The 19,958-nt window shown below is 64.6% G+C and carries 16 protein-coding genes; 12 read left to right on the top strand and 4 right to left on the bottom strand.

All coding sequences use genetic code 11. The features are described from left to right. Nucleotides 1–918 (bottom strand): LysR family transcriptional regulator, encoded by a 918-nt coding sequence (locus IVA88_RS07490; RefSeq protein ID WP_247496640.1) that lies wholly within the window; start codon nucleotides 916–918, stop codon nucleotides 1–3. A gap of 119 nt (nucleotides 919–1,037) precedes the next feature. On the opposite strand from IVA88_RS07490, the gene IVA88_RS07485 reads away from it, so the two are divergent. From IVA88_RS07485 to IVA88_RS07460, 6 genes are all read left to right on the top strand, one after another. Beyond that, entirely contained in the window at nucleotides 1,038–1,853 is an 816-nt protein-coding gene (locus IVA88_RS07485) for a putative hydro-lyase (RefSeq protein WP_247496639.1), read from the top strand. 88 nt (nucleotides 1,854–1,941) lie between these two features. Next, on the top strand, nucleotides 1,942–3,186 hold the full coding sequence (locus IVA88_RS07480; RefSeq protein ID WP_247496638.1) for an ABC transporter substrate-binding protein: 1,245 nt from the start codon (nucleotides 1,942–1,944) through the stop codon (nucleotides 3,184–3,186). 152 nt (nucleotides 3,187–3,338) lie between these two features. Further along, entirely contained in the window at nucleotides 3,339–4,217 is an 879-nt protein-coding gene (locus IVA88_RS07475; RefSeq protein ID WP_256466766.1) for a branched-chain amino acid ABC transporter permease, read from the top strand. Then, nucleotides 4,217–5,200: a branched-chain amino acid ABC transporter permease gene (locus IVA88_RS07470; protein ID WP_247496637.1), complete on the top strand. Its 984-nt coding sequence runs from the start codon at nucleotides 4,217–4,219 to the stop codon at nucleotides 5,198–5,200. Before IVA88_RS07475 ends, IVA88_RS07470 begins: the two co-directional genes overlap by 1 nt. Beyond that, nucleotides 5,197–5,928 carry an ABC transporter ATP-binding protein gene (locus IVA88_RS07465; RefSeq protein ID WP_247496636.1) on the top strand — a complete coding sequence of 244 codons (732 nt, stop codon included), beginning with the start codon at nucleotides 5,197–5,199 and terminating at the stop codon, nucleotides 5,926–5,928. The genes IVA88_RS07470 and IVA88_RS07465 overlap by 4 nt, the downstream gene beginning before the upstream one ends. Continuing rightward, nucleotides 5,912–6,616, top strand: coding sequence for an ABC transporter ATP-binding protein (locus tag IVA88_RS07460; RefSeq protein WP_247496635.1), 705 nt, complete (start codon nucleotides 5,912–5,914; stop codon nucleotides 6,614–6,616). The genes IVA88_RS07465 and IVA88_RS07460 overlap by 17 nt, the downstream gene beginning before the upstream one ends. Before the next feature lie 110 nt (nucleotides 6,617–6,726). Here the strand turns inward: IVA88_RS07460 and IVA88_RS07455 are convergent, their stop codons facing one another. Beyond that, complete coding sequence (locus IVA88_RS07455; protein ID WP_247496634.1) at nucleotides 6,727–7,401, bottom strand: aldolase; 675 nt, start codon at nucleotides 7,399–7,401, stop codon at nucleotides 6,727–6,729. 103 nt (nucleotides 7,402–7,504) lie between these two features. Here IVA88_RS07455 and ltnD point away from each other — a divergent pair, with 103 nt between their 5' ends. The 6 genes from ltnD to IVA88_RS07425 all read left to right on the top strand — a co-directional run bounded on the left by ltnD (nucleotide 7,505) and on the right by IVA88_RS07425 (nucleotide 16,980). Next, nucleotides 7,505–8,422 carry an L-threonate dehydrogenase gene (gene ltnD / locus IVA88_RS07450; protein WP_247496633.1) on the top strand — a complete coding sequence of 306 codons (918 nt, stop codon included), beginning with the start codon at nucleotides 7,505–7,507 and terminating at the stop codon, nucleotides 8,420–8,422. A gap of 14 nt (nucleotides 8,423–8,436) precedes the next feature. After that, a complete protein-coding gene (otnI, locus tag IVA88_RS07445) occupies nucleotides 8,437–9,219 on the top strand; it encodes a 2-oxo-tetronate isomerase (protein WP_247496632.1) in 783 nt (260 codons plus the stop codon). Further along, nucleotides 9,216–10,505, top strand: a complete 1,290-nt coding sequence (gene otnK, locus IVA88_RS07440; protein ID WP_247496631.1) for a 3-oxo-tetronate kinase — start codon at nucleotides 9,216–9,218, stop codon at nucleotides 10,503–10,505. Before otnI ends, otnK begins: the two co-directional genes overlap by 4 nt. Nucleotides 10,506–10,674: 169 nt before the next feature. Next, nucleotides 10,675–12,366 carry a methyl-accepting chemotaxis protein gene (locus IVA88_RS07435; RefSeq protein ID WP_247496630.1) on the top strand — a complete coding sequence of 564 codons (1,692 nt, stop codon included), beginning with the start codon at nucleotides 10,675–10,677 and terminating at the stop codon, nucleotides 12,364–12,366. 245 nt (nucleotides 12,367–12,611) lie between these two features. After that, a complete protein-coding gene (locus tag IVA88_RS07430; RefSeq protein WP_247496629.1) occupies nucleotides 12,612–15,791 on the top strand; it encodes an efflux RND transporter permease subunit in 3,180 nt (1,059 codons plus the stop codon). Further along, the gene (locus tag IVA88_RS07425; RefSeq protein ID WP_247496628.1) at nucleotides 15,778–16,980 is read left to right on the top strand and encodes an efflux RND transporter periplasmic adaptor subunit; all 1,203 of its coding nucleotides are present in this window, start codon (nucleotides 15,778–15,780) and stop codon (nucleotides 16,978–16,980) included. Before IVA88_RS07430 ends, IVA88_RS07425 begins: the two co-directional genes overlap by 14 nt. Nucleotides 16,981–17,019: 39 nt before the next feature. On the opposite strand, the gene IVA88_RS07420 is transcribed toward IVA88_RS07425, so the two are convergent. Both IVA88_RS07420 and IVA88_RS07415 read right to left on the bottom strand, forming a co-directional pair. Continuing rightward, complete coding sequence (locus IVA88_RS07420) at nucleotides 17,020–18,537, bottom strand: acetyl-CoA acetyltransferase (RefSeq protein WP_247496627.1); 1,518 nt, start codon at nucleotides 18,535–18,537, stop codon at nucleotides 17,020–17,022. A 117-nt stretch (nucleotides 18,538–18,654) separates the two neighbouring features. Further along, nucleotides 18,655–19,788, bottom strand: a complete 1,134-nt coding sequence (locus tag IVA88_RS07415) for a nitronate monooxygenase (RefSeq protein WP_247496626.1) — start codon at nucleotides 19,786–19,788, stop codon at nucleotides 18,655–18,657. Nucleotides 19,789–19,958 lie beyond the last annotated feature (170 nt).

Here is a 19,958-nt window from a genome sequence, read left to right as displayed (position 1 = left end):
TCAATGACGCGCCGGCGCGGGCGCGTCAACTGCGAGGCTGCCCTGCGCAATCTGACATGCAAGCTCTGCAACGCGCTCCACCGCCACGACGTCGGGCGAGGCGAGCCAGCTTGCGGTGAATGTCAGCGGCGCGATTTCGAGATCCGTATCGAGCAGTTGCAATCGCCCGTCTGCGAGCTGGTTCTCGACGATGGCGGCGGGGATCACAGCGATGCCGAGGCCCTCGATCGCCATGTGGATCACGGTCGCAAGCGAGGCGGAGGCGTGCAGCCGGATCGGCGGCAGCTCCGGCCGGTCGAACACTTCGCGCACGACCTCGTAGGGCCGCGTCTTCCGCGGGAATGTGATGATCGGAAACCGCGCGAGCTCAGCCCGCGTGACCGGTCCATGGCCGAGGCCGAGCGAGGGGCTGGCGAGAAAGCCGATCGGATAGTCGGCAAGCAGGCGATTGTGCACCCCGGAGGCCGAGAGCGGGCCGACGACGAAAGCAAGCTCGATCTCCTGCGCAAGCAGGCGCGCGGTGAGGTTCGGCGTGATGTCGACCTCGATCTCCAGCGACAAGTTCGGATAGACCTCGTTCATGCTCTTCACCAGCCGCGGCAGCCAGGTGTGCACGATGGTCTCGGCGACGCCGAGCCGCATCACGCCGCGCATCGCGGAGCGGTCGCCGATCTCGGCAATCATTGCGGCGCGCAGGCCGATCAGCTTCTCCGCGTAGACCATCATCTGCCTGCCGCTTGGCGTCGGCGAGGCCACGCGGTGGTCGCGATTCAGGAGCTTCACCCCCATCTCGCGCTCGAGCTGGGCGATGCGCTGGGAGATCGCCGGCTGGGTCGTGTTGAGGCGTGCTGCGGCGCCGCGAAAGCTGCCGAGCTTCACAACCCAGAGGAACGTCTCGATCGATCTGAAGTCCAGCATTGGAAGGATTTTCCCAAGCGATAAATGAAATTTATCGATATTGATTAGAAAGGAAGATTAGACTTTATAGCATGCCTGGTGTTGGCTGTCTTTGTCGAGTTTATAGGCAGATCGATCACATGACTGTTTTGGTGGCAGTGCAGCAAACTGAAACGCCCGACACCCTCCCCAGCCGCAAGGCGCGGCTCGCCTATCGCGAGGGGCTGGTCGCCTCCACCGCCGGCGTTGCCCCCGGCTTCGTCCAGGGCAATCTGGCGATCCTGCCGGCGGAATATGCCAGCGCCTTTCACCGCTTCTGCCAGCTCAATCCCAAGCCGTGCCCGATCATCGGCATGTCCGATGTCGGCAGTCCGCACATCCCGGCGCTGGGCGCCGATCTCGACATCCGCACCGACGTGCCGCGCTATCGGGTCTGGCGCGACGGCGAGGTCGTGGATGAGCCGACCGATGTGACAAAGCATTGGCGCGATGATCTCGTGACGTTCGTGCTCGGCTGCTCGTTCTCGTTCGAAGAGGCGCTGCTCGACGAGGGCATGCCGATCCGCCACATCGAGCACAATGTGCGCGTGCCGATGTATCGCACCAACATCGCCTGCGGCGCCTCCGGTCCTTTCGCCGGCCCCATGGTGGTGTCGATGCGTCCGTTCAAGCCGGCGGACGCGATCCGCGCGGTGCAGATCACCTCGCGCTATCCGGCCGTGCACGGCGCGCCCGTCCATCTCGGCCATCCGCATCTGATCGGCATCAAGGACATCACCAAGCCCGATTATGGCGATCCGGTGCCGGTCGCCGACGACGAGATTCCGGTGTTCTGGGCCTGCGGCGTGACACCGCAATCGGTCATCAACGCTGCCAGGCTGCCGTTCGCGATCACGCATTCGCCCGGCCTGATGCTGGTGACGGATCTCAAGAACAGGACCATGGCCGTGATTTAGTGGGCAGCGTTTGCTGCTTCTTCGGGCTTTACCGCATCCATCAATCGCTTCATTCGATCAGCCGAAATTCAGTAACAGGGGACTTGCCATGACGATCACTCGCCGCGACGTACTGTTGGGAGCCACCGCTACAGCCGCGCTGGTGCCGCTGGCAACGCGCGCACAGACTTCCGAAGTCGTGATCGGCGTGATCTATCCGTTCTCCGGCGGCAGCGCGCAGCAGGGCGTCGACGCGCAGAAGGCCTATGAGACCGCGCTAGAGGTCATCAACAAGGACACCGACTTCGACCTGCCGCTGGCGAAGGGCGAGGGCTTGCCGGGTCTCGGCGGTGCAAAGGTCCGGCTTGTTTTCGCCGACCACCAGGCCGATCCGCAGAAGGGCCGCGCCGAGGCTGAGCGCCTGATCACGCAGGAGAAGGTCTCCGCCATCATCGGCACCTATCAGAGCGCAGTCGCCGTCACCGTCAGCCAGATCTGCGAACGCTACCAGATCCCGTTCGTCTCCGCTGACAACTCCTCGCCCAGCCTGCACCGTCGCGGTCTGAAATATTACTTCCGCGCCGCGCCGCATGACGAGATGTACTCGGCCGCGATGTTCGACTTTTTCGATGCCTTGAAGAAGAAGGGCACCAAGATCGAGACGCTGTCGCTGTTCCACGAAGACACCATCTTCGGCACCGATTCCGGCAACGCCCAGGCCAAGATCGCCGGCGAGCGCGGCTACAAGATCGTCACCGATGTCAAGTATCGAGCCAACTCGCCCTCGCTCTCGGCCGAGGTGCAGCAGCTCAAGAGCGCCAACGCCGACGTGCTGATGCCCTCGAGCTACACCACCGACGGCATCCTGCTGGTGAAGACCATGGCCGAGCTCGGTTACAAGCCGAACTCGATCGTGGCGCAAGACGCCGGTTTCTCCGAGAAGGCGCTCTACGACGCTGTCGGCGACAAGCTCGAAGGCGTGATCTCGCGTGGCACTTTCTCGCTCGATCTCGCGCAGAAGCGCCCGATGGTCGGCAAGATCAACGAGATGTTCAAGACGCGGTCGGGCAAGGATTTCAACGATCTCACCTCGCGTCAGTTCATGGGCCTCATCATCCTCGCGGATGCGATCAGCCGCGCCAAGTCGACCGACGGCGAGAAGATCCGCGACGCGCTGGCCGCCACCGACATCCCGGGCGAGCAGACCATCATGCCCTGGAAGCGCGTCAAGTTCGACGAGATGGGCCAGAACAACGACGCGGACCCGGTGCTGCTGCAATATGTCGGCGGCAAGTTCGTCACCATCTTCCCGCCGCAGGCCGCGATCGCTGAAGCGATCTGGCCGATGAAGTAGGTTTCACAGAGCGGGAGCTCAGATGTAGCTCCCGCCCTCATCCCGAGGAGCGGGCGCAGCCCGCGCCTCGAAGGACGAGGGCGTGGCCATCCTCGGAGACGCGCGCAGGGGCGCGCTCCTCAGGATGAAGGTGTAATTCGGGGGACAGACTTTTGACAGCCCAAGCCATTATCCAGAGTCTCGCGAGCGGCCTTCTCATGGGCCTGCTCTACGGACTGATCGCCGTCGGTCTCGCGCTGATCTTCGGCCTGATGGACGTCACGAACTTCGCTCATGGCGAGTTCCTGATGATCGCGATGTACCTGTCCTTCTTCCTGTTCGCTTTCTTCGCCATCGACCCCCTGCTGTCGGCGCCATTGGTCGCCGCGGCAATGTTCGTGTTCGGGGCAGTGGTCTATCTACTCATTGTACGCTTCGCCATGCGGGCCAAGGCCAATGCGGGAATGGTGCAGATCTTCACCACCTTCGGCCTTGCCATCCTCATGCGCGGCCTCGCGCAGTTCTTCTTCACGCCGGACTATCGCAGCATTCCGCAGTCCTGGGTCGGTGGCAAAACCATCTCGATCGGCGGCATATTCCTGCCCGAGCCGCAACTGATCGGCGCGCTGGTCTCGATCGCGGCCTTTGCCGGTCTCTATTTCTTCATCCACCGCACCGATTTCGGTCGCGCGCTGGAAGCCACGCGTGAAGATCCGGGCGCTGTCGCACTCGTCGGCATCGACAAGAACCGCGTGTTCGCGTTCGGCTGGGGCCTCGGCGCCGCGCTGGTCGGCCTCGCCGGTGCGATCATGGCGGTGTTCTTCTACATCTATCCCGACGTCGGCGCGTCCTTTGCGCTGATCGCCTATGTCACGGTCGCGCTCGGCGGTTTCGGCAGCGTGTTCGGCGCCTTCGCCGGCGGTATCATCGTCGGCCTTGTCGAGGCGACCACCGCGTTGTTGCTGCCGCCTTCGTTGAAGTCGGTCGGCATCTATGCCGTCTATCTCCTCGTCGTCTTCATCCGGCCGCGCGGCCTGTTCGGATCGATGTGATGGACAAGACTTTTGCAGCGCGGCGCCGCCGCGACCTCATTATCGCCGCGGTGTTGGCCGGGCTCGCAGCGCTCGCGCCGCTCTTCATCAAGGATGTCTACGTCCAGAACATCCTGATCCTGACCTTGATGTATGCGGCTCTGTCGCAGAGCTGGAACATTCTCTCCGGCTATTGCGGACAGATATCGCTGGGACACGCGCTCTATTTCGGCATCGGCGCCTACACCACCGAGCTCCTGTTCACCAAGTTCGGCGTGCTGCCCTGGTTCGGCATGCTGGCTGGCGGGGTAATTGCCGCGATCATTGCGATGGGGCTCGGCTATCCCTTCTTCCGCCTGCGCGGCCATTACTTCGTGATCGCGACCATCGTCATCGCCGAGATTGGACTGCTCCTGTTCCAGAACTGGGAATGGGCGGGGGCAGCGATGGGAATCACCATTCCCGTGCGCGGCGACAGCTGGCTGAAATTCCAGTTCATGCGCAGCAAGCTGCCGTACTTCTATTTCGCACTGGTGCTGTGCAGCCTCGCCTGGTTCGTCACCTGGTGGTTAGAGGACTCCAAATGGGGTTTCTGGTGGCGCGCGGTGAAGGATAATCCGGAAGCTGCTGAAAGCCTCGGCGTCGTCGTGTTCAACTCGAAGATGGGCGCGGCTGCCGTCTCCGCCTTCCTCGTTGCCATCGGCGGCGCCTTCTATGCGCAGTTTCTCGCCTATATCGATCCTGAAAGCGTGATGGGCTTCCAGTTCTCGCTGCTGATGGCGCTGCCGGCCGTGCTCGGCGGCATCGGTACCCTCTGGGGTCCGGTGCTTGGCGCCGCCATCCTGATCCCGATGACGGAGCTGACGCGCTCCTACATCGGCGGTTCCGGCCGCGGCGTCGACCTCATCGTCTATGGCGCACTGATCGTGGCGATCTCGCTGGCCCTGCCGCAAGGTCTGGTGAGTCTGTTCTCGCGCACCAAAGCGAAAGGAGCCACGCGATGACCGCGCTCCTTGAAACCCGCGGCGTCTGGCAGCGCTTCGGCGGCCTCGTTGCCAACAGCGATGTCTCGATCTCGGTCGGCCGCGGCGAGATCGTCGGCCTGATCGGCCCGAACGGCGCCGGCAAGTCGACGCTGTTCAATCTCATCGCTGGCGTGCTGCCGCCGACCCAGGGTACGATCTGGTTCGACGGCGAGGATGTCACGGCCTTGCCGGCGGCGGAACGCTGCCAGCGCGGCGTCGGCCGTACTTTCCAGGTGGTCAAGAGCTTCGAGACCATGACCGTCATCGACAATGTCATCGTCGGCGCCCTCGTGCGCAACACCGTGATGCGCGAGGCGCGCCGCAAGGCGCATGCGGTGCTCGAATTCACCGGCCTTGCCGCGCGCGCCAACGTGCTCGCGAGCGACCTCGTGCCGGCCGAAAAACGCCGCCTCGAAGTTGCGCGCGCGCTTGCAACGGAACCGAAACTCCTGCTGCTCGACGAAGTCCTCACTGGTCTTACGCCGACGGAGGCGCAGACCGGTGTGGCGCTGGTGCGCAAGGTGCGTGACGCCGGCATTACCGTGCTGATGGTCGAGCATGTGATGGAGATCGTGATGCCGCTGGTCGATCGGGCCATCGTGCTCGATCTCGGCAAGGTGCTGGTCGAGGGCAAGCCCACTGAGGTCGTCCGCGATCCCAAGGTGATCAGCGCATATCTGGGAGATCGTCATGCTGTCGGTGCGTGAAGTCACGACCGCCTATCAGGGCCTGGTCGCGATCTCCGCGATCTCGATCGAGGTCCAGAAGGGCGAGATCGTCTGCGTCGCCGGCGCCAACGGCGCGGGCAAGTCGACGCTGCTGAAATCCATCGCCGGCGCCGAGCGCCCGCGTTCGGGCACGGTGACGTTCGACGGCAGGCGGCTTGACGGCATGGCGCAGTACCACACCACCGCCACCGGCATCGCCTATGTGCCGGAGAACCGCCGCTTGTTTCCACGCCTCTCGGTGCGCGACAATCTTCGCCTCGGCAGCTATCTCTACCGCGGCGAGGCCGACCGCGAGAGCCCGCTCGATCTCGTGTTCCAGCTGTTTCCGCGCCTCTCCGAACGGCTCGAACAGCGCGCCGAGACGCTCTCAGGCGGCGAGCAGCAGATGCTCGCGATCGGCCGCGCGCTGATGACACGCCCGCGGCTGTTGATGCTGGACGAGCCCTCGCAGGGCATCATGCCGAAGCTGGTCGACGAAATCTTCCAGGCGGTGAAGCGCATCCGCGATGCCGGCATGACCGTCTTGATCGTCGAGCAGCGCATGGCGGAGTGCCTGGAAATCGCCGACCGCGCCTACATCCTGCAAACCGGCCGCGTGCTGATGCAGGGCGCAGCGAGCGAGATCAAGGGCAATCCGGACGTGCGCAAGGCGTATCTGGGGCTGTAGGCAGCCACATCCTCCGTCATTGCGAGCGTAGCGAAGCAAATCCAGACTGCCGCTGCGGAAAGATCCTGGATTGCTTCGCTGCGCTCGCAATGACGAGGCTAGAGCCGAGCTTAGTGCTCGTGCCCATGCTCCGGCAACGCCACCCCGAACACCTTCACCAGATCCGTCACCTGCTCCGGCGACAGATAGCGCGGGTTCATCCCGCGGAGCAGGAGATACAGCTTCGCCGTCTCCTCTAGCTCCTCCGTCGCAAACACCGCGGCTTCCAGCGTGTCGCCGGCGACCACCGGGCCGTGATTGGCGAGCAACACCGATGAGTATTTCCCCGCCAGCCCCCTGATCGCATCCGCGACCGCGGGATCGCCCGGGCGGTAATAGGGCACAAGCGCGGTGGCGCCGCATTTCATCACATAATATGCCGTCATCGGCGGCAGCGCGCCGCGCGGGTCGATCTCCGGGAGCATCGAAAGCGCGACCGAATGGGTGGAATGCAGATGCACGATCGCCCTTGCGCTCTCGCGCGTGGCGTAGAGCGCGGTGTGCAGCGGAACTTCCTTGGTCGGCGCATCGCCCGAAACCAGTTGGCCCTGATTGTCCAGCCGCGACAGTTTGGCGGGATCGAGGAAGCCGAGCGAGGCATTGGTCGGCGTCACCAGCCAGCCGCCGCCGTCCAGCCTGACGCTGATATTGCCGGAGGAGCCGGGCGTCAGCCCGCGCTCGAACAGGGACCGTCCGAAGCGGCAAATGTCCTCGCGCAACCGTGTCTCGTTGCCCATGGCCGTCATGTCCGTTTGTCTCACGCTTTGGCAGCGCGGCCAAGCCGTGTTATTCGATTTGCCAAGCTGCCGCAAAGGGCGGCCGTCCGGGAACGTCGCAAGGATCAGTTGCATGTCTGCCTCCACCTCACAGAATCAGCGCATTGCCGTTGTCGGGCTCGGCTCGATGGGGTTCGGCATGGCGACCTCGCTGAAACGGGCCGGTCATATCGTCACCGGCTGCGACGTCTCGGCTGATGCGGTCGCGCGCTTCGTGACGGACGGCGGCGCCGGCGCTAGGACACCGGCCGAAGCCGCCAAGGACGCCGACATTGTCGTCAGCGTCGTCGTCAATGCCGCGCAGACCGAGGCGATCCTGTTCGGCAAGGATGGCGTCGCTGAAACCATGCCCAAGGACAGCGTCTTCCTGTCGTCGGCGACCATGGATCCCGACGTGGCGCGGCGTCTCGCCAAGCAGTTGGAAGCGACCGGCCGGCACTATCTGGATGCCCCGATCTCCGGCGGGGCGCAGCGCGCAGCGCAGGGCGAGCTGACGATACTCGCCTCCGGCAGTCCGGCTGCGTTTGAGAAAGCCCGGCCCGCGCTCAATTCCATGGCCGCAAAGCTCTACGAGCTTGGCGATGCCGCCGGCCAAGGCGCCGCCTTCAAGATGATCAACCAGTTGCTCGCCGGCGTGCATATCGCCGCCGCCAGCGAGGCGATCGCGTTCGCGGCCAAGCAGGGGCTCGACATCCGCAAGGTCTATGAGGTGATCACGGCGTCCGCCGGAAATTCATGGATGTTCGAGAACCGCATGCCGCACGTGCTCGACGGCGATTACACGCCGCGCAGTGCGGTCGAGATCTTCGTCAAGGACCTCGGCATCATCCAGGACATGGCGCGCAGTGCCAGATTCCCGGTCCCGGTCTCCGCCGCGGCACTCCAGATGTTCTTGATGACATCAGCCGCCGGCATGGGCCGCGACGACGATGCGTCGGTGGCGCGGATGTATGCGCAGGTCACCGGCGTCAAGCTGCCCGGCGACAAGTAGACAAGAGGATTCCGATGCCCCGTTTTGCCGCCAATCTCTCGATGATGTTCACCGAGGTGCCGTTCCTCGACCGCTTCGATGCCGCAGCGCAGGCCGGCTTCACCGCCGTCGAGTTTCTCTTTCCCTATGAGCATCAGGCGGAGGCGGTCGGCGAGCGGCTCAAGCGCAATGGCCTCACCCAGGCGCTGTTCAACCTGCCGCCGGGCGACTGGAATGCCGGCGAGAAGGGTTTTGCGGCTCTCCCCTCGCGATTCGCCGAACTCAAGGCGAGCCTGGCGACCGCGCTGCCCTATGCCAAGGCGACCGGCGTCAAGCGGCTGCATTTGATGGCCGGCATCGCCAACCGCGGCGAGCGCGTCGCCATCGAAGCCTTCTACAAGTCGGTGGCGTGGGCCGCGGAATTCTTCGCGCCGCACGGCATCGACATCGTGCTCGAGCCGATCAATGCGCGCAATGTGCCCGGCTATTTCCTCAACGATTTTGGATTTGCGCGTGACCTGATCCAGGAGCTGAGGCTTCCGAACCTGAAACTCCAGTTCGACATCTATCACTGCCAGATCATCCATGGCGACGTCACGATGCGGCTGCGCGAGATGATGCCCGTGATCGGCCACATCCAGATCGCCAGCATTCCCTCGCGCAACGAGCCTGACGGCGAGGAGCTGAACTATCCGTTCCTGTTCAGCGAGCTCGACCGGCTCGGCTATGCCGGATTCGTCGGCTGCGAATACAATCCGCGCGGCAAGACCACCGACGGCCTTGCCTGGTTCAAGCCTTATGCGGGAGTGAAGCCGTGACACTTGCAGCGAAATTATCACTTGGCTGCATCGCCGACGATTACACCGGCGCCTCCGATCTCGCCAACACGCTGACGCGCGCGGGCCTGCGCACGGTGCAGACCATCGGCGTGCCGGCGGACGATCTGGCGCTGCCCGAGGTCGACGCCGTCGTGGTGTCGCTGAAGAGCCGTTCGATCGAGGCCGGCCTTGCCGTGTCGCGTTCGCGCGCCGCGGAGACATGGCTGCGCGGCCGTGGCGCCGGCCACGTGCTGTTCAAGATCTGCTCGACCTTCGATTCCACCGTTTCAGGCAATATCGGCCCGGTGATGGACGCGCTGCGCGCCGATTGCGGCGAGGCGGCCGTGCTGGTGACGCCGGCCTTCCCGGAGACCGGCCGCACTGTCTACCAGGGCAATCTGTTCGTGGGCGCCGTGCCGCTGAACGAGAGCCCGCTGAAGGACCATCCGCTCAACCCGATGCACGATTCCAACCTGGTGCGCGTGCTAGCGCGCCAGAGCAGGACGCAGATCGGCCTCGTCGACCTCGCCACCGTCACGCGCGGTGCGGATGCCGTGCGAGCGCAGCTAGCCGAACTCGCGGACAAGGGCATTAGTGCGGCGATCATCGACGCCGTCTTCGATCGTGACCTTGAGACCATCGGCCTCGTCGCTGTCGAGCATCGGCTGTCGGTCGGCGCCTCCGGCATCGGCCTTGGACTTGCGCGGGCACTGGTCTCGACAGGCAAGGTCAAATCAGCGGCGGCCAGCAGCGATACGGGCGCCGCCATCGGAGGACCGGCGGCGTGCCTCGCTGGAAGCTGCTCGCAGGCGACGCTCCAGCAGATTGCGAATGCCGAACGAATGATGCCGGTGCTGCATCTCGATCCGGACCGTATTATTACGGGCGGCGGCGAGGCGCAGCGTGCGCTGGCCTGGGCGAAACCGCGACTCGCCGACGGTCCGGTCCTGATCGCATCGAGCTCGACGCCGGATCAGGTCGCAGCGCTCCAGGCGCGCCACGGCCGCGACGCGGCCGGTCACGCCATCGAGCAGGCGATGGCCGACATCGCCGAGGGTCTGGTGCAGGCCGGCGTCAAGCGCCTGGTCGTTGCCGGCGGAGAGACATCCGGCGCCGTGGTCGATCGGTTGAAGATTCCCGGATTTCTCGTGGGAGTAGAGATCGCGGCGGGCGTCCCGGTGTTGCGCGCGGTCGGTGCTGAAAAAGGCGACATGTTGCTTGCTTTGAAGTCCGGAAATTTCGGCGGCGCGGAGTTTTTCTCCGACGCGCTTAGGCTCATGCGCTGAGCGCAGGGCGTTCTTAGCGCCGTATTCATTTGTTTCCGGCTTTCGTACTCCTACGGAGTCGTAGTTAACATCTGCTCAGGTGCTCTGGTGTTTGATGTCGGTGCTGCTCCCTCTGGTTGATTCGTAAACTTCCGGGCGCGCCACCGCTCCAGCACAAAGAGACCCGATTATGCTCGCCACCATTTCCATCCGCGCCAAGATCATCAGTGTCGTGGCGTTCCTGCTGGTCGCGATGGCCGGCATGGGTCTACTCGCCGTCATGAAGATGCGGTCGATGAACGCCAATACCATCGAAATCACCACGAGCTGGATGCCGAGCGTGCGGGTGCTCGGCGAGCTTCGGGCCAGCGTGATCACCTATCGAAACGTGGTTCGTCAGCACATGCTGTCCGAAACACTCGAGGACAAGCTCGCGAATGAGAAGACCGCCGGTACCGTGATCGAGGCGCTCTCCAAGGCGCGCAAGGCCTACGAGCCGATGATCACCTCACCCGAAGAGCGGAAGCTGTACAGCGACTGGGGTAAGCTCTGGGACGACTACAAGAAGGGCACCGAAGACGTCATGGCGCTGTCGCGCAAGGAAGCCGGCAAGGTCCCGCACGAGGCCCAGGAGCTGAACACCAAGACGGTCAACAAGATCGGCCTTGCGTCGGATGAAGTGCTGACCAAGGACATCGAGCTCAACACCAAGGGCGGCGACCAGGCTGCCCAGGATGCCGCCGACAGCTATTCCTTCGCTTTCATGCTGGTCTCGATCATTCTCGGCGGTGCCGTCATCACCGGCATCGGCGTCGGCTTCTACTTGGTCCAGGACGTCTCCAGCGGCATCAACTCGATCATCGAGCCGATGCAGGCACTGGGCAAGGGCGAGCTTTCCGCCGAAGTGCCGCATCGCGGTGAGAAGACCGAGATCGGCGCCATGGCCGACGTGCTCCAGATCTTCAAGGAGGCGCTGATCGCCAAGAGGGGCGCCGACGAGGCCGCGGCTGCCGATGCCGAAGCCAAGATCGAGCGCGGCCGCCGCGTCGATAACGTCACCCGCGAATTCGAAACCATGATCGGCGAGATCGTGCAGACCGTGTCGTCGGCCTCGACCCAGTTAGAGGCCTCGGCCTCGACGCTGACCTCGACCGCCGACCGCTCCCAGCGGCTGGCGACCACGGTCGCCGCGGCTTCGGAGGAAGCCTCGACCAACGTGCAGTCGGTGGCCTCGGCGACCGAGGAAATGGCTTCGTCGGTGGGCGAGATCAGCCGCCAGGTGCAGGAATCGGCGCGGATGGCGGGCGATGCCGTCGGCCAGGCCCGCGCCACCACCGAGCGCGTCAGCGAGCTTTCCAAGGCCGCTTCACGCATCGGCGACGTCGTCGAGCTCATCAATACCATCGCAGGCCAGACCAACTTGCTGGCGCTGAACGCGACCATCGAGGCGGCCCGCGCCGGCGAAGCCGGCCGCGGCTTTGCCGTGGTGGCCTCCGAGGTGAAGGCTCTGGCAGAGCAGACCGCGAAGGCGACGGGCGAGATCGGCCAGCAGATCTCCGGCATCCAGGCGGCGACCAACGACTCGGTCGGCGCCATCAAGGAGATCTCGTCGACCATCGAGCGTCTGTCGGAGATCTCGTCGGCCATTGCGGCCGCGGTGGAAGAGCAGGGCGCGGCAACCCAGGAGATCGCCCGCAACGTTCAGCAGGCGGCCCAGGGCACCCAGCAGGTTTCGTCCAACATCACCGACGTGCAGCGCGGTGCTACCGAGACCGGCACGGCCTCCTCGCAGGTGCTGTCGGCGGCACAGATGCTGTCCAATGACTCGGGCCGGCTGAAGAGCGAGGTCAGCAAGTTCCTGACCAACGTTCGCGCAGCGTAGTCCAGAAACCATGGCAGATCCTGAAAGCGGCGCCTTCGGACGCCGTTTTTTTACCAATAGGGAAGCGGGCTCTGTCATCTGTCGGGCGGGATCTGCATATGTGGAATGCGATTTCGCGGTGCGATAGCAGGGAAGTGACTGCAAGTGACGCAGCGTCGTTGGCCATTTGGGCGGTGTTCAGGTAAATCACCTTTGGAACCCGCGGGGCCGGTGTTTCCTGTCCCTGATTTGGAATTGCCTGACGAATGATTGCTCTGGTTCGTATTGCCTTGAGCCGGCCCTACACGTTTGTCGTGCTCGCGCTCCTGCTTCTGATCATCGGACCGCTGGCGGCGCTGCGGACGCCGACCGACATTTTTCCGGACATCCGCATCCCCGTGATCGGCGTGGTCTGGCAGTATACCGGCCTGCCGCCCGATCAGATGTCGGGTCGCATCACCACGCCGTTCCAGCGCGCGCTGACGACGACCGTCAACGACATCGAGCACATTACTGCCAATTCCTATAACGGCTTTGGCATCATCAAGATCTTCTTCCAGCCGAACGTCGACATCCGCACCGCCAACGCGCAGGTCACCGCGATCTCGCAGACGCTGATCAAGCAGATGCCGCCGGGCGCGACGCCGCCTCTGATCCTGAATTACTCCGCCTCGACCGTGCCGATCATCCAGGTGGCGTTGTCGGGCGATGGCCTCACCGAGCAGAACCTCGCCGATATCGGCATCAACCAGCTCCGTACGCCGCTAGTCACCGTGCCTGGCGCCGCGATCCCGTATCCGTTCGGCGGCAAGCAACGCCAGGTCCAGATCGACCTCGACCCGACCGCGCTTCAGGCCCGCGGCTTGTCCGGCCAGGACGTCGCCAATGCGCTCGCGGCCCAGAACCTGATCACGCCGGTCGGCACCCAGAAGATCGGGCAGTTCGAATACAACATCCAGCTCAACAACTCGCCGCTGAAAATCGACGAGCTCGGCAATCTGCCGATCAAGACCGTCAACGGCGCGATGGTCTATGTGCGCGACGTCGCGACCGTGCGCGACGGCAATCCTCCGCAGACCAACATCGTCCATGTCGACGGCAACCGCTCGGTGCTGATGATGGTGCTGAAGGCGGGCGCGACCTCGACGCTCGACATCATCGCGGGCATCAAGCAGAAGGTGATCGACGTCAAGGACCAGCTTCCGGACGCGCTCAAGATCGGCTTCATCGGGGATCAGTCGGTGTTCGTTCGCGGCGCCATCGAAGGCGTCGCGTTCGAAGGCGTGATTGCGGCGCTGCTCACCAGCGTGATGATCCTGCTGTTCCTCGGCAGCTGGCGCTCGACCGTCATCATCGCGGTCTCGATCCCGCTCTCTGTGCTCGGCGCCATCATCATGCTGTCGGCGATCGGCGAGACGCTGAACATCATGACGCTCGGCGGCCTGGCGCTCGCGGTCGGGATTCTCGTCGACGACGCTACCGTCACGATCGAGAACATCAACTACCATCTGGAGCAGGGCAAGCCGGTCGAGCAGTCGATCCTCGACGGCGCCAACCAGATCGTGACCCCGGCCTTCGTCTCGCTGCTCTGCATCTGCATCGTGTTCGTGCCGATGTTCTTCCTCACCGGCGTGGCACGCTTCCTGTTCGTGCCGATGGCGGAAGCGGTGATGTTCGCGATGATCTGGTCGTTCCTGCTGTCGCGCACGCTGGTGCCGACCATGGCGAACTATTTGTTGCAGGCACATGTCCATCACGAGGACGGCCCGCCGAAGTCGCGCAATCCCCTGGTGTGGTTCCAGCGCGGCTTCGAGGCTCGCTTTGATCGCATTCGCGGCGGCTACCACAATTTCCTTGGGCTTGCGCTCGCGCACCGTCCGGTGTTCGTGATCGGTTTCCTGTGCGTGGTCGGCGCGTCCTTCGCGCTGGTGCCGTTCCTCGGGCGCAACTTCTTCCCCGCGGTCGATGCAGGCAACATCCTGATGCACGTCCGCACCCAGGTCGGCACCCGCGTGGAAGAGACCGCGAACCAGCTCGCCGACGTGCAGAAGGCGATCCGCAAGCTGATCCCGGGCGAGATCGAAACGCTGACCGACAATATCGGCATGCCGATCTCCGGCATCAACATGACCTACAACAACACCGGCGTGATCGGCCCGCAGGATGGCGACATCCAGATCAAGCTGAAGGAGGGACACAAGCCGACCGAGGAGCATGTGCGCGTGCTGCGTGAGCAATTGCCGCGGCTGTTCCCCGGTGTCAGCTTCGCCTTCCTGCCCGCCGACATCGTCAGCCAGATCCTGAATTTCGGCGCGCCGGCGCCGATCGACCTGCAAATCCGCGGTGCGAATATCAGCGCCAACTTCGCCTATGCCAATAATCTGCTGGCCAAGGTCCGCAGGATTCCCGGCGTCGCGGATGCGCGCATCCAGCAATCGCCGAACAATCCGACCTTCAACATCGATGTCGATCGCACCCGCGCGCAATATGTCGGCCTGACCGAGCGCGACGTCACCAACAGTCTCGTGGTCAACCTTGCCGGCTCCTCGCAGGTTGCCCCGACCTACTATCTCAATCCGGATAACGGCGTGTCCTATTCGATCGTGATGCAGACGCCGCAATATCAGATGGATTCGCTCAGCGCGCTGCAGACGCTGCCGATCACGGCCGCCGGCAATTCGCAGTCGCCGATCCTCGGCGGCATCGCCGACATCAAGCGCTCGACCTCGAGCGCGGTGGTCTCGCAATACGACATCCAGTCGATGGTGCAGATCTTCGCCACGACCTCGGGCCGCGATCTCGGTGCGGTCGCGACCGACATCCGCCAAGTGATCGCCGACACCGCCAAGGAGGTGCCGAAGGGTTCTTCCGTGGTGCTGCTCGGCCAGGTGCAGACCATGAACAGCGCTTTCACCGGCCTGCTGTTTGGCCTGCTCGGGGCGGTCGTGCTGATCTATTTCCTGATAGTCGTGAACTTCCAGTCCTGGTCCGATCCCTTCGTGATCATCACGGCGCTGCCCGCCGCGCTCGCCGGCATCGTCTGGATGCTGTTCGCGACCGAGACGACGCTGTCAGTGCCTGCGCTGACCGGCGCCATCATGTGCATGGGCGTTGCAACAGCCAACAGCGTGCTCGTGATCTCGTTCGCCCGCGAGCGCTACGAGGAGCTCGGCGATCCCGTCGCAGCGGCGCTGGAAGCCGGCTTCGTCCGGTTCCGCCCGGTGCTGATGACCGCGCTCGCCATGATCATCGGCATGGCGCCGATGGCCCTGGGGCTGGGCGAAGGCGGCGAGCAGAATGCGCCGCTCGGCCGCGCCGTTATCGGCGGCCTGATCTTTGCAACCTTCGCCACGTTGATGTTCGTTCCCGTGGTGTTCAGTATGGTACACAAGAAGCAAGGCGCCAAAGCCGCCGCCTCCCTGGAGACTCCGCATGCCGCCCACTGAACCCCGCTCCCCGGTGTCGCACCGGAAACTGGGCATCTTCGGCGTGGTGGCGCTGATCGCGGCGGGCCTCATCGTGGGCACCGGCATCCGCGCGCGCGAGGAGCAGGGCTCCAAGCTGAAGGAATGGACCGACGATCAGGCTGTTCCAAGCGTCGCGGTGACGCTGCCCAACGCCAAGGCCCTCAGCGGCAGCCTCGACCTGCCGGGGCGGTTGGAAGCCTATTACCGCGCGCCGATTTTCGCGCGCGTGTCGGGCTACCTGAAGAGCTGGAGCGTCGACATCGGCGCCCGCGTCAAGGCCGGTCAGGTGATCGCCCAGATCGAGGCGCCCGACCTCGACCAGCAACTCTTGCAGGCGCGCGCCGACCTCGCCAGCCAGCAGGCGAGCGCCAGGCTGTCGGAGGCAACGCTCAACCGGCGCAAGACGCTGGTGGCCTCCAACTTCGTCTCCGCGCAGGAAATCGACGAGCGCACCGCCGATCTCTCCAACAAGAACGCCGCCGTGCATTCGGGGCAGGCCAATGTTGAGCGGCTTGAGGCGCTTGCCGGCTACAAGAAGATCACCGTTCCATTCGACGGCGTCGTCACCGCGCGCGACACGGACGTCGGTGCGCTGATCAACGCGGGCGGTGGCTCGGGGCCGGCGATGTTCGTGGTCTCCGACATCACCAAGCTGCGCGTCTACGTCAACGTGCCCCAGAACTATGTGCCGGCGATCAAGATCGGCGCCAAGGCCAGCATCGTGCTGCCGGAGTATCCGAACCGGACCTTCCAGGCGACGGTGGAGGCCTCCTCACAGGCGGTTGACGTCGCCTCCGGCACGACGCGCATGCAACTCGGTCTCGACAATTCCTCGGGCGAACTGATGCCCGGCGGCTACGCCAGCGTGAAGCTCAGCCTGCAGCGCGATACCGCGCCGCTCAGCATTCCCGCCAGTGCGCTGATCTTCAACGGCAACGGCCTGCGCGTCGCAACTGTCGGTCCGGACGACAAGGTCCTGTTCAAGCCCGTGACCATCGCCCGCGATCTCGGCCGCGAGATCGAGCTCGCCTCGGGAATTGCAGCGGATGACCGCGTCATCACGGCGCCGCCGGACGGCCTTTCCGACGGCGACCAGGTCCGCGTGACCGGGGCCGGCGCCAAGGGCAAGCCGGCGACGGCGTCGGAGAAGCAGGCGCCGAAGGGGTAGGGCGAGTTTCTGGGGTGGGTTACGCTTCGCCGCTGGCCACTACGCCACCCTCCACTCCGGCACGCCATCGGCGGCCATCGTGATCTCGCCCAGCGAACCCACCGGCGTTCGATCCATGTCGAGCAGATGCGCCAGCGTCGCCGTATCGCCTGCCGGAACCCGCGCCAGCGTGCGCCTGTCGTCTTCCGTCCGCAGCATCACCACGCCGTGCTCGACATCGCCGCCACGGCCATAGAGCACTGTAAAGCTCTCGACCTTGCCCTCGCCTGAGACATCCGTGACGAACTCAGGCACCGCGCGCTTGTTGCTGTCGGCTGCCGCCTGCACGCTCGTCTCCTGTGCCAATGCTTCACGCGGCGGCATCTTCGACACGGCCAGCGCATGATGTTTGGTGACGAAGCCGCCCTGGCCGTAGAGCAAGCCGAGCTTTGCGCCGTCGCGCACACGTCGCACCATCGCGCAGGCCGCATGCGTCATGTAGGTGTTGAGCGGCGCGCCGAAGAAGGTGAGGCCGCCGGTCACGGTCGGCTGCACGTCCGGGCTCAGGCCCAGCGTACGCCGCGCCATCTTGGGCACGCAGGGGAAGCAGCTATAGAGCTCGATCGCGTCGAACTTTCTGCCGTCGCCGCCGACGAGATCCATCACGGCGTTCAAAACGGCATTCTGCGGATGGCTCTCGTAAAACTGGTCGCGCAGGAGATAGTCGCGCGGCTCCTCGGCCGAGGCGCCGCCGAGCGGATAGACCAGCTTGTCATCGGCAATCCCGGCGGCGCGCGCCCTGGCGAGGCTGGACAGCAGCAGCGCGCCGCCCATGTTGACGCTCGGGTTGGCAACCATCAGCTTGTTGTAGGGCCACGCGATGAGACGGTTGTCCGCCGTCGGCGTCGTGATTTCGTCAGGCGCATAGCGGCGCTTGAGCCAAGCGTTGGGATTTTGCGCCGCCGCCTCGGAATAGCGTGACCACAGTGTGCCGGACTCTGCCATGGCTTCGCGCGGCGTCTGGCCCCAATGCGCGGAGGAGGCCGCCTCGTAGAACGGGTAGACGGTGACGGGGCGGAACACACCGAGCTTCACGGCCAATGGCTTCTGAAATGCCGCGCCGCGCTTCGGTTCCTCGACATCGTGCGCGAAAGGCGTCCATGGCAGCTTCGTGCCGGCGCGCTCCGCCTTGGTCGCCGTCGACTGCGCCTCCGCGCCGCAGATGGCGGCCACCGTGCATTCGCCGCGCGCGATGCGCTTTGCTGCCTCGTGGATGTAGCGGATCGGGCTTTCGCCGCCGACCGGCCCGTAATAGCAGTGCGAAGGCGTGATGCCGAGCCGTTGCGCCAGCAGCTTCTCCGGGTCGCGATAGCGCCAGCTCAGGAAGTTGACGACGTCGAGCGACTGTACCTGGCCGAGCAGCTTCGCGCCGGCATCTGCTTCCGCGCGCCGCAGCGCCTGTTCGAGCAGCTCAAGCGGCTCGAGGCCATCGGTGATCTCTTTGGGTCGGTCGACGATTTCGCCGATGCCGACGATGACGGGGATGCGGTCTTCGGGAATGTTTTTCTTGTCTGTCATGCTTCAATTCACGATGTCAGTTGTTTCGTCATTGCGAGCGCAGTGAAGCAATCCAGAATCTTTCAGCGGTGGCAGTCTGGATTGCTTCGCTGCGCTCGCAATGACCGTGTGTGGCAACTACTCCGCCACCAGCGCATTCATGTGCTCGACGGCTTCGGCAAACTCTTCCTTGAACTCCTGCACCACCGCGCCGGCGGACTTGACGCTGTCGATCAGCCCGACGCCCTGGCCGACGAAGTAGCTCACGAGATCGCGCGCCTTGGCGTTGCCGCCCGCCGCTGCGCGGTCGATCGAGTTGAAGGCGTCGCGGCTGACGATGCTTTGCAGCGGCATAGGCAACGCGCCGGGGCTCTCAGGCGCGCGGTCCCAGGCGTCGGTCCAGACCGAGCGAAGCTGCCGCGCCGGCTTGCCGGTGCGGCCCTTCGAGCGCACCGCATCGCGCGACGATGCGGCGATCATCTTCTCGCGAAAGATCTCCGTAGTCTCGGCCTCGACGGTGGCAAGCCACACCGAGCCGGTCCAGGCGCCGGCCGCGCCCATGGCCATGCACGCCGCCATCTGTCGTCCCGTCATGATGCCGCCGGCGGCGAGCACCGGCACGTCGCGGATCGGCTTGATCGCCTTGATCACCTCCGGCACCAGCACCATGGTGGAGACCTCGCCGCAATGGCCGCCAGCTTCGGTGCCCTGGACCACGAGGATATCGACGCCGGCCGCGACCTGGCGCAGCGCGTGCTCCTTGGCGCCGACCAGCGCCGCAACCGGCACGCCGTGCTTCCTGCCCATCTCGATCATGGCCTTCGGCGGCACGCCAAGCGCATTGGCGATCAGGCGGATCGGGTGGTTGAACGAGACCTCCAGCAGCTCCAGCGCGGTCCTGCCATCGAACGGCTGCGGCTGGCTGTCGGCGACCTCAGTGGTCGTGAGTTCGATGTCGTATTTCTTCAGGAGATCGCGCGTGTAGTTGCGGTGCTCCTGTGGCACGCGCGCTTCAAGGCTCTTCCAGGTGACGTCTTTTTCGCCCGCAGTCGAGATGTTTTCGGGGATCAACACGTCGACGCCGTAAGGCTTGCCGTCAACGTGCTCGTCGATCCATTGCAGCTCACGTTCGAGCGTATCGGGCGTGTGCACGGTGGCACCTAACACGCCGAAGCCGCCGGCACGGCTGACGGCGGCGACGACATCGCGGCAATGGCTGAAGGCGAGCAGCGGGAACTCGATGCCCAGCATGTCGCAGATCGGCGATTTCATCATTCCTCCCGGCGGCCTTCGCGTCTCGTTGCTTTAGCGGGCGAAGCGGCGGCGACGCTAACTCATCATTGCCGGTGATGCCACGCCGGATTCCGCCGCGCTGCTTGCGTGCAGGCGTCGTCAATTGGGACAGCCATTCCGTCGTGCGGCATCCTTCCGCGCGCGCCCGG

Origin of the sequence: Bradyrhizobium sp. 149 (genome assembly GCF_023073915.1) — a bacterium.
GTDB lineage: Bacteria > Pseudomonadota > Alphaproteobacteria > Rhizobiales > Xanthobacteraceae > Bradyrhizobium.
The sequence above is the reverse complement of the archived record's forward strand: the minus strand, read 5'-3'. Positions and strand labels throughout refer to the sequence as shown.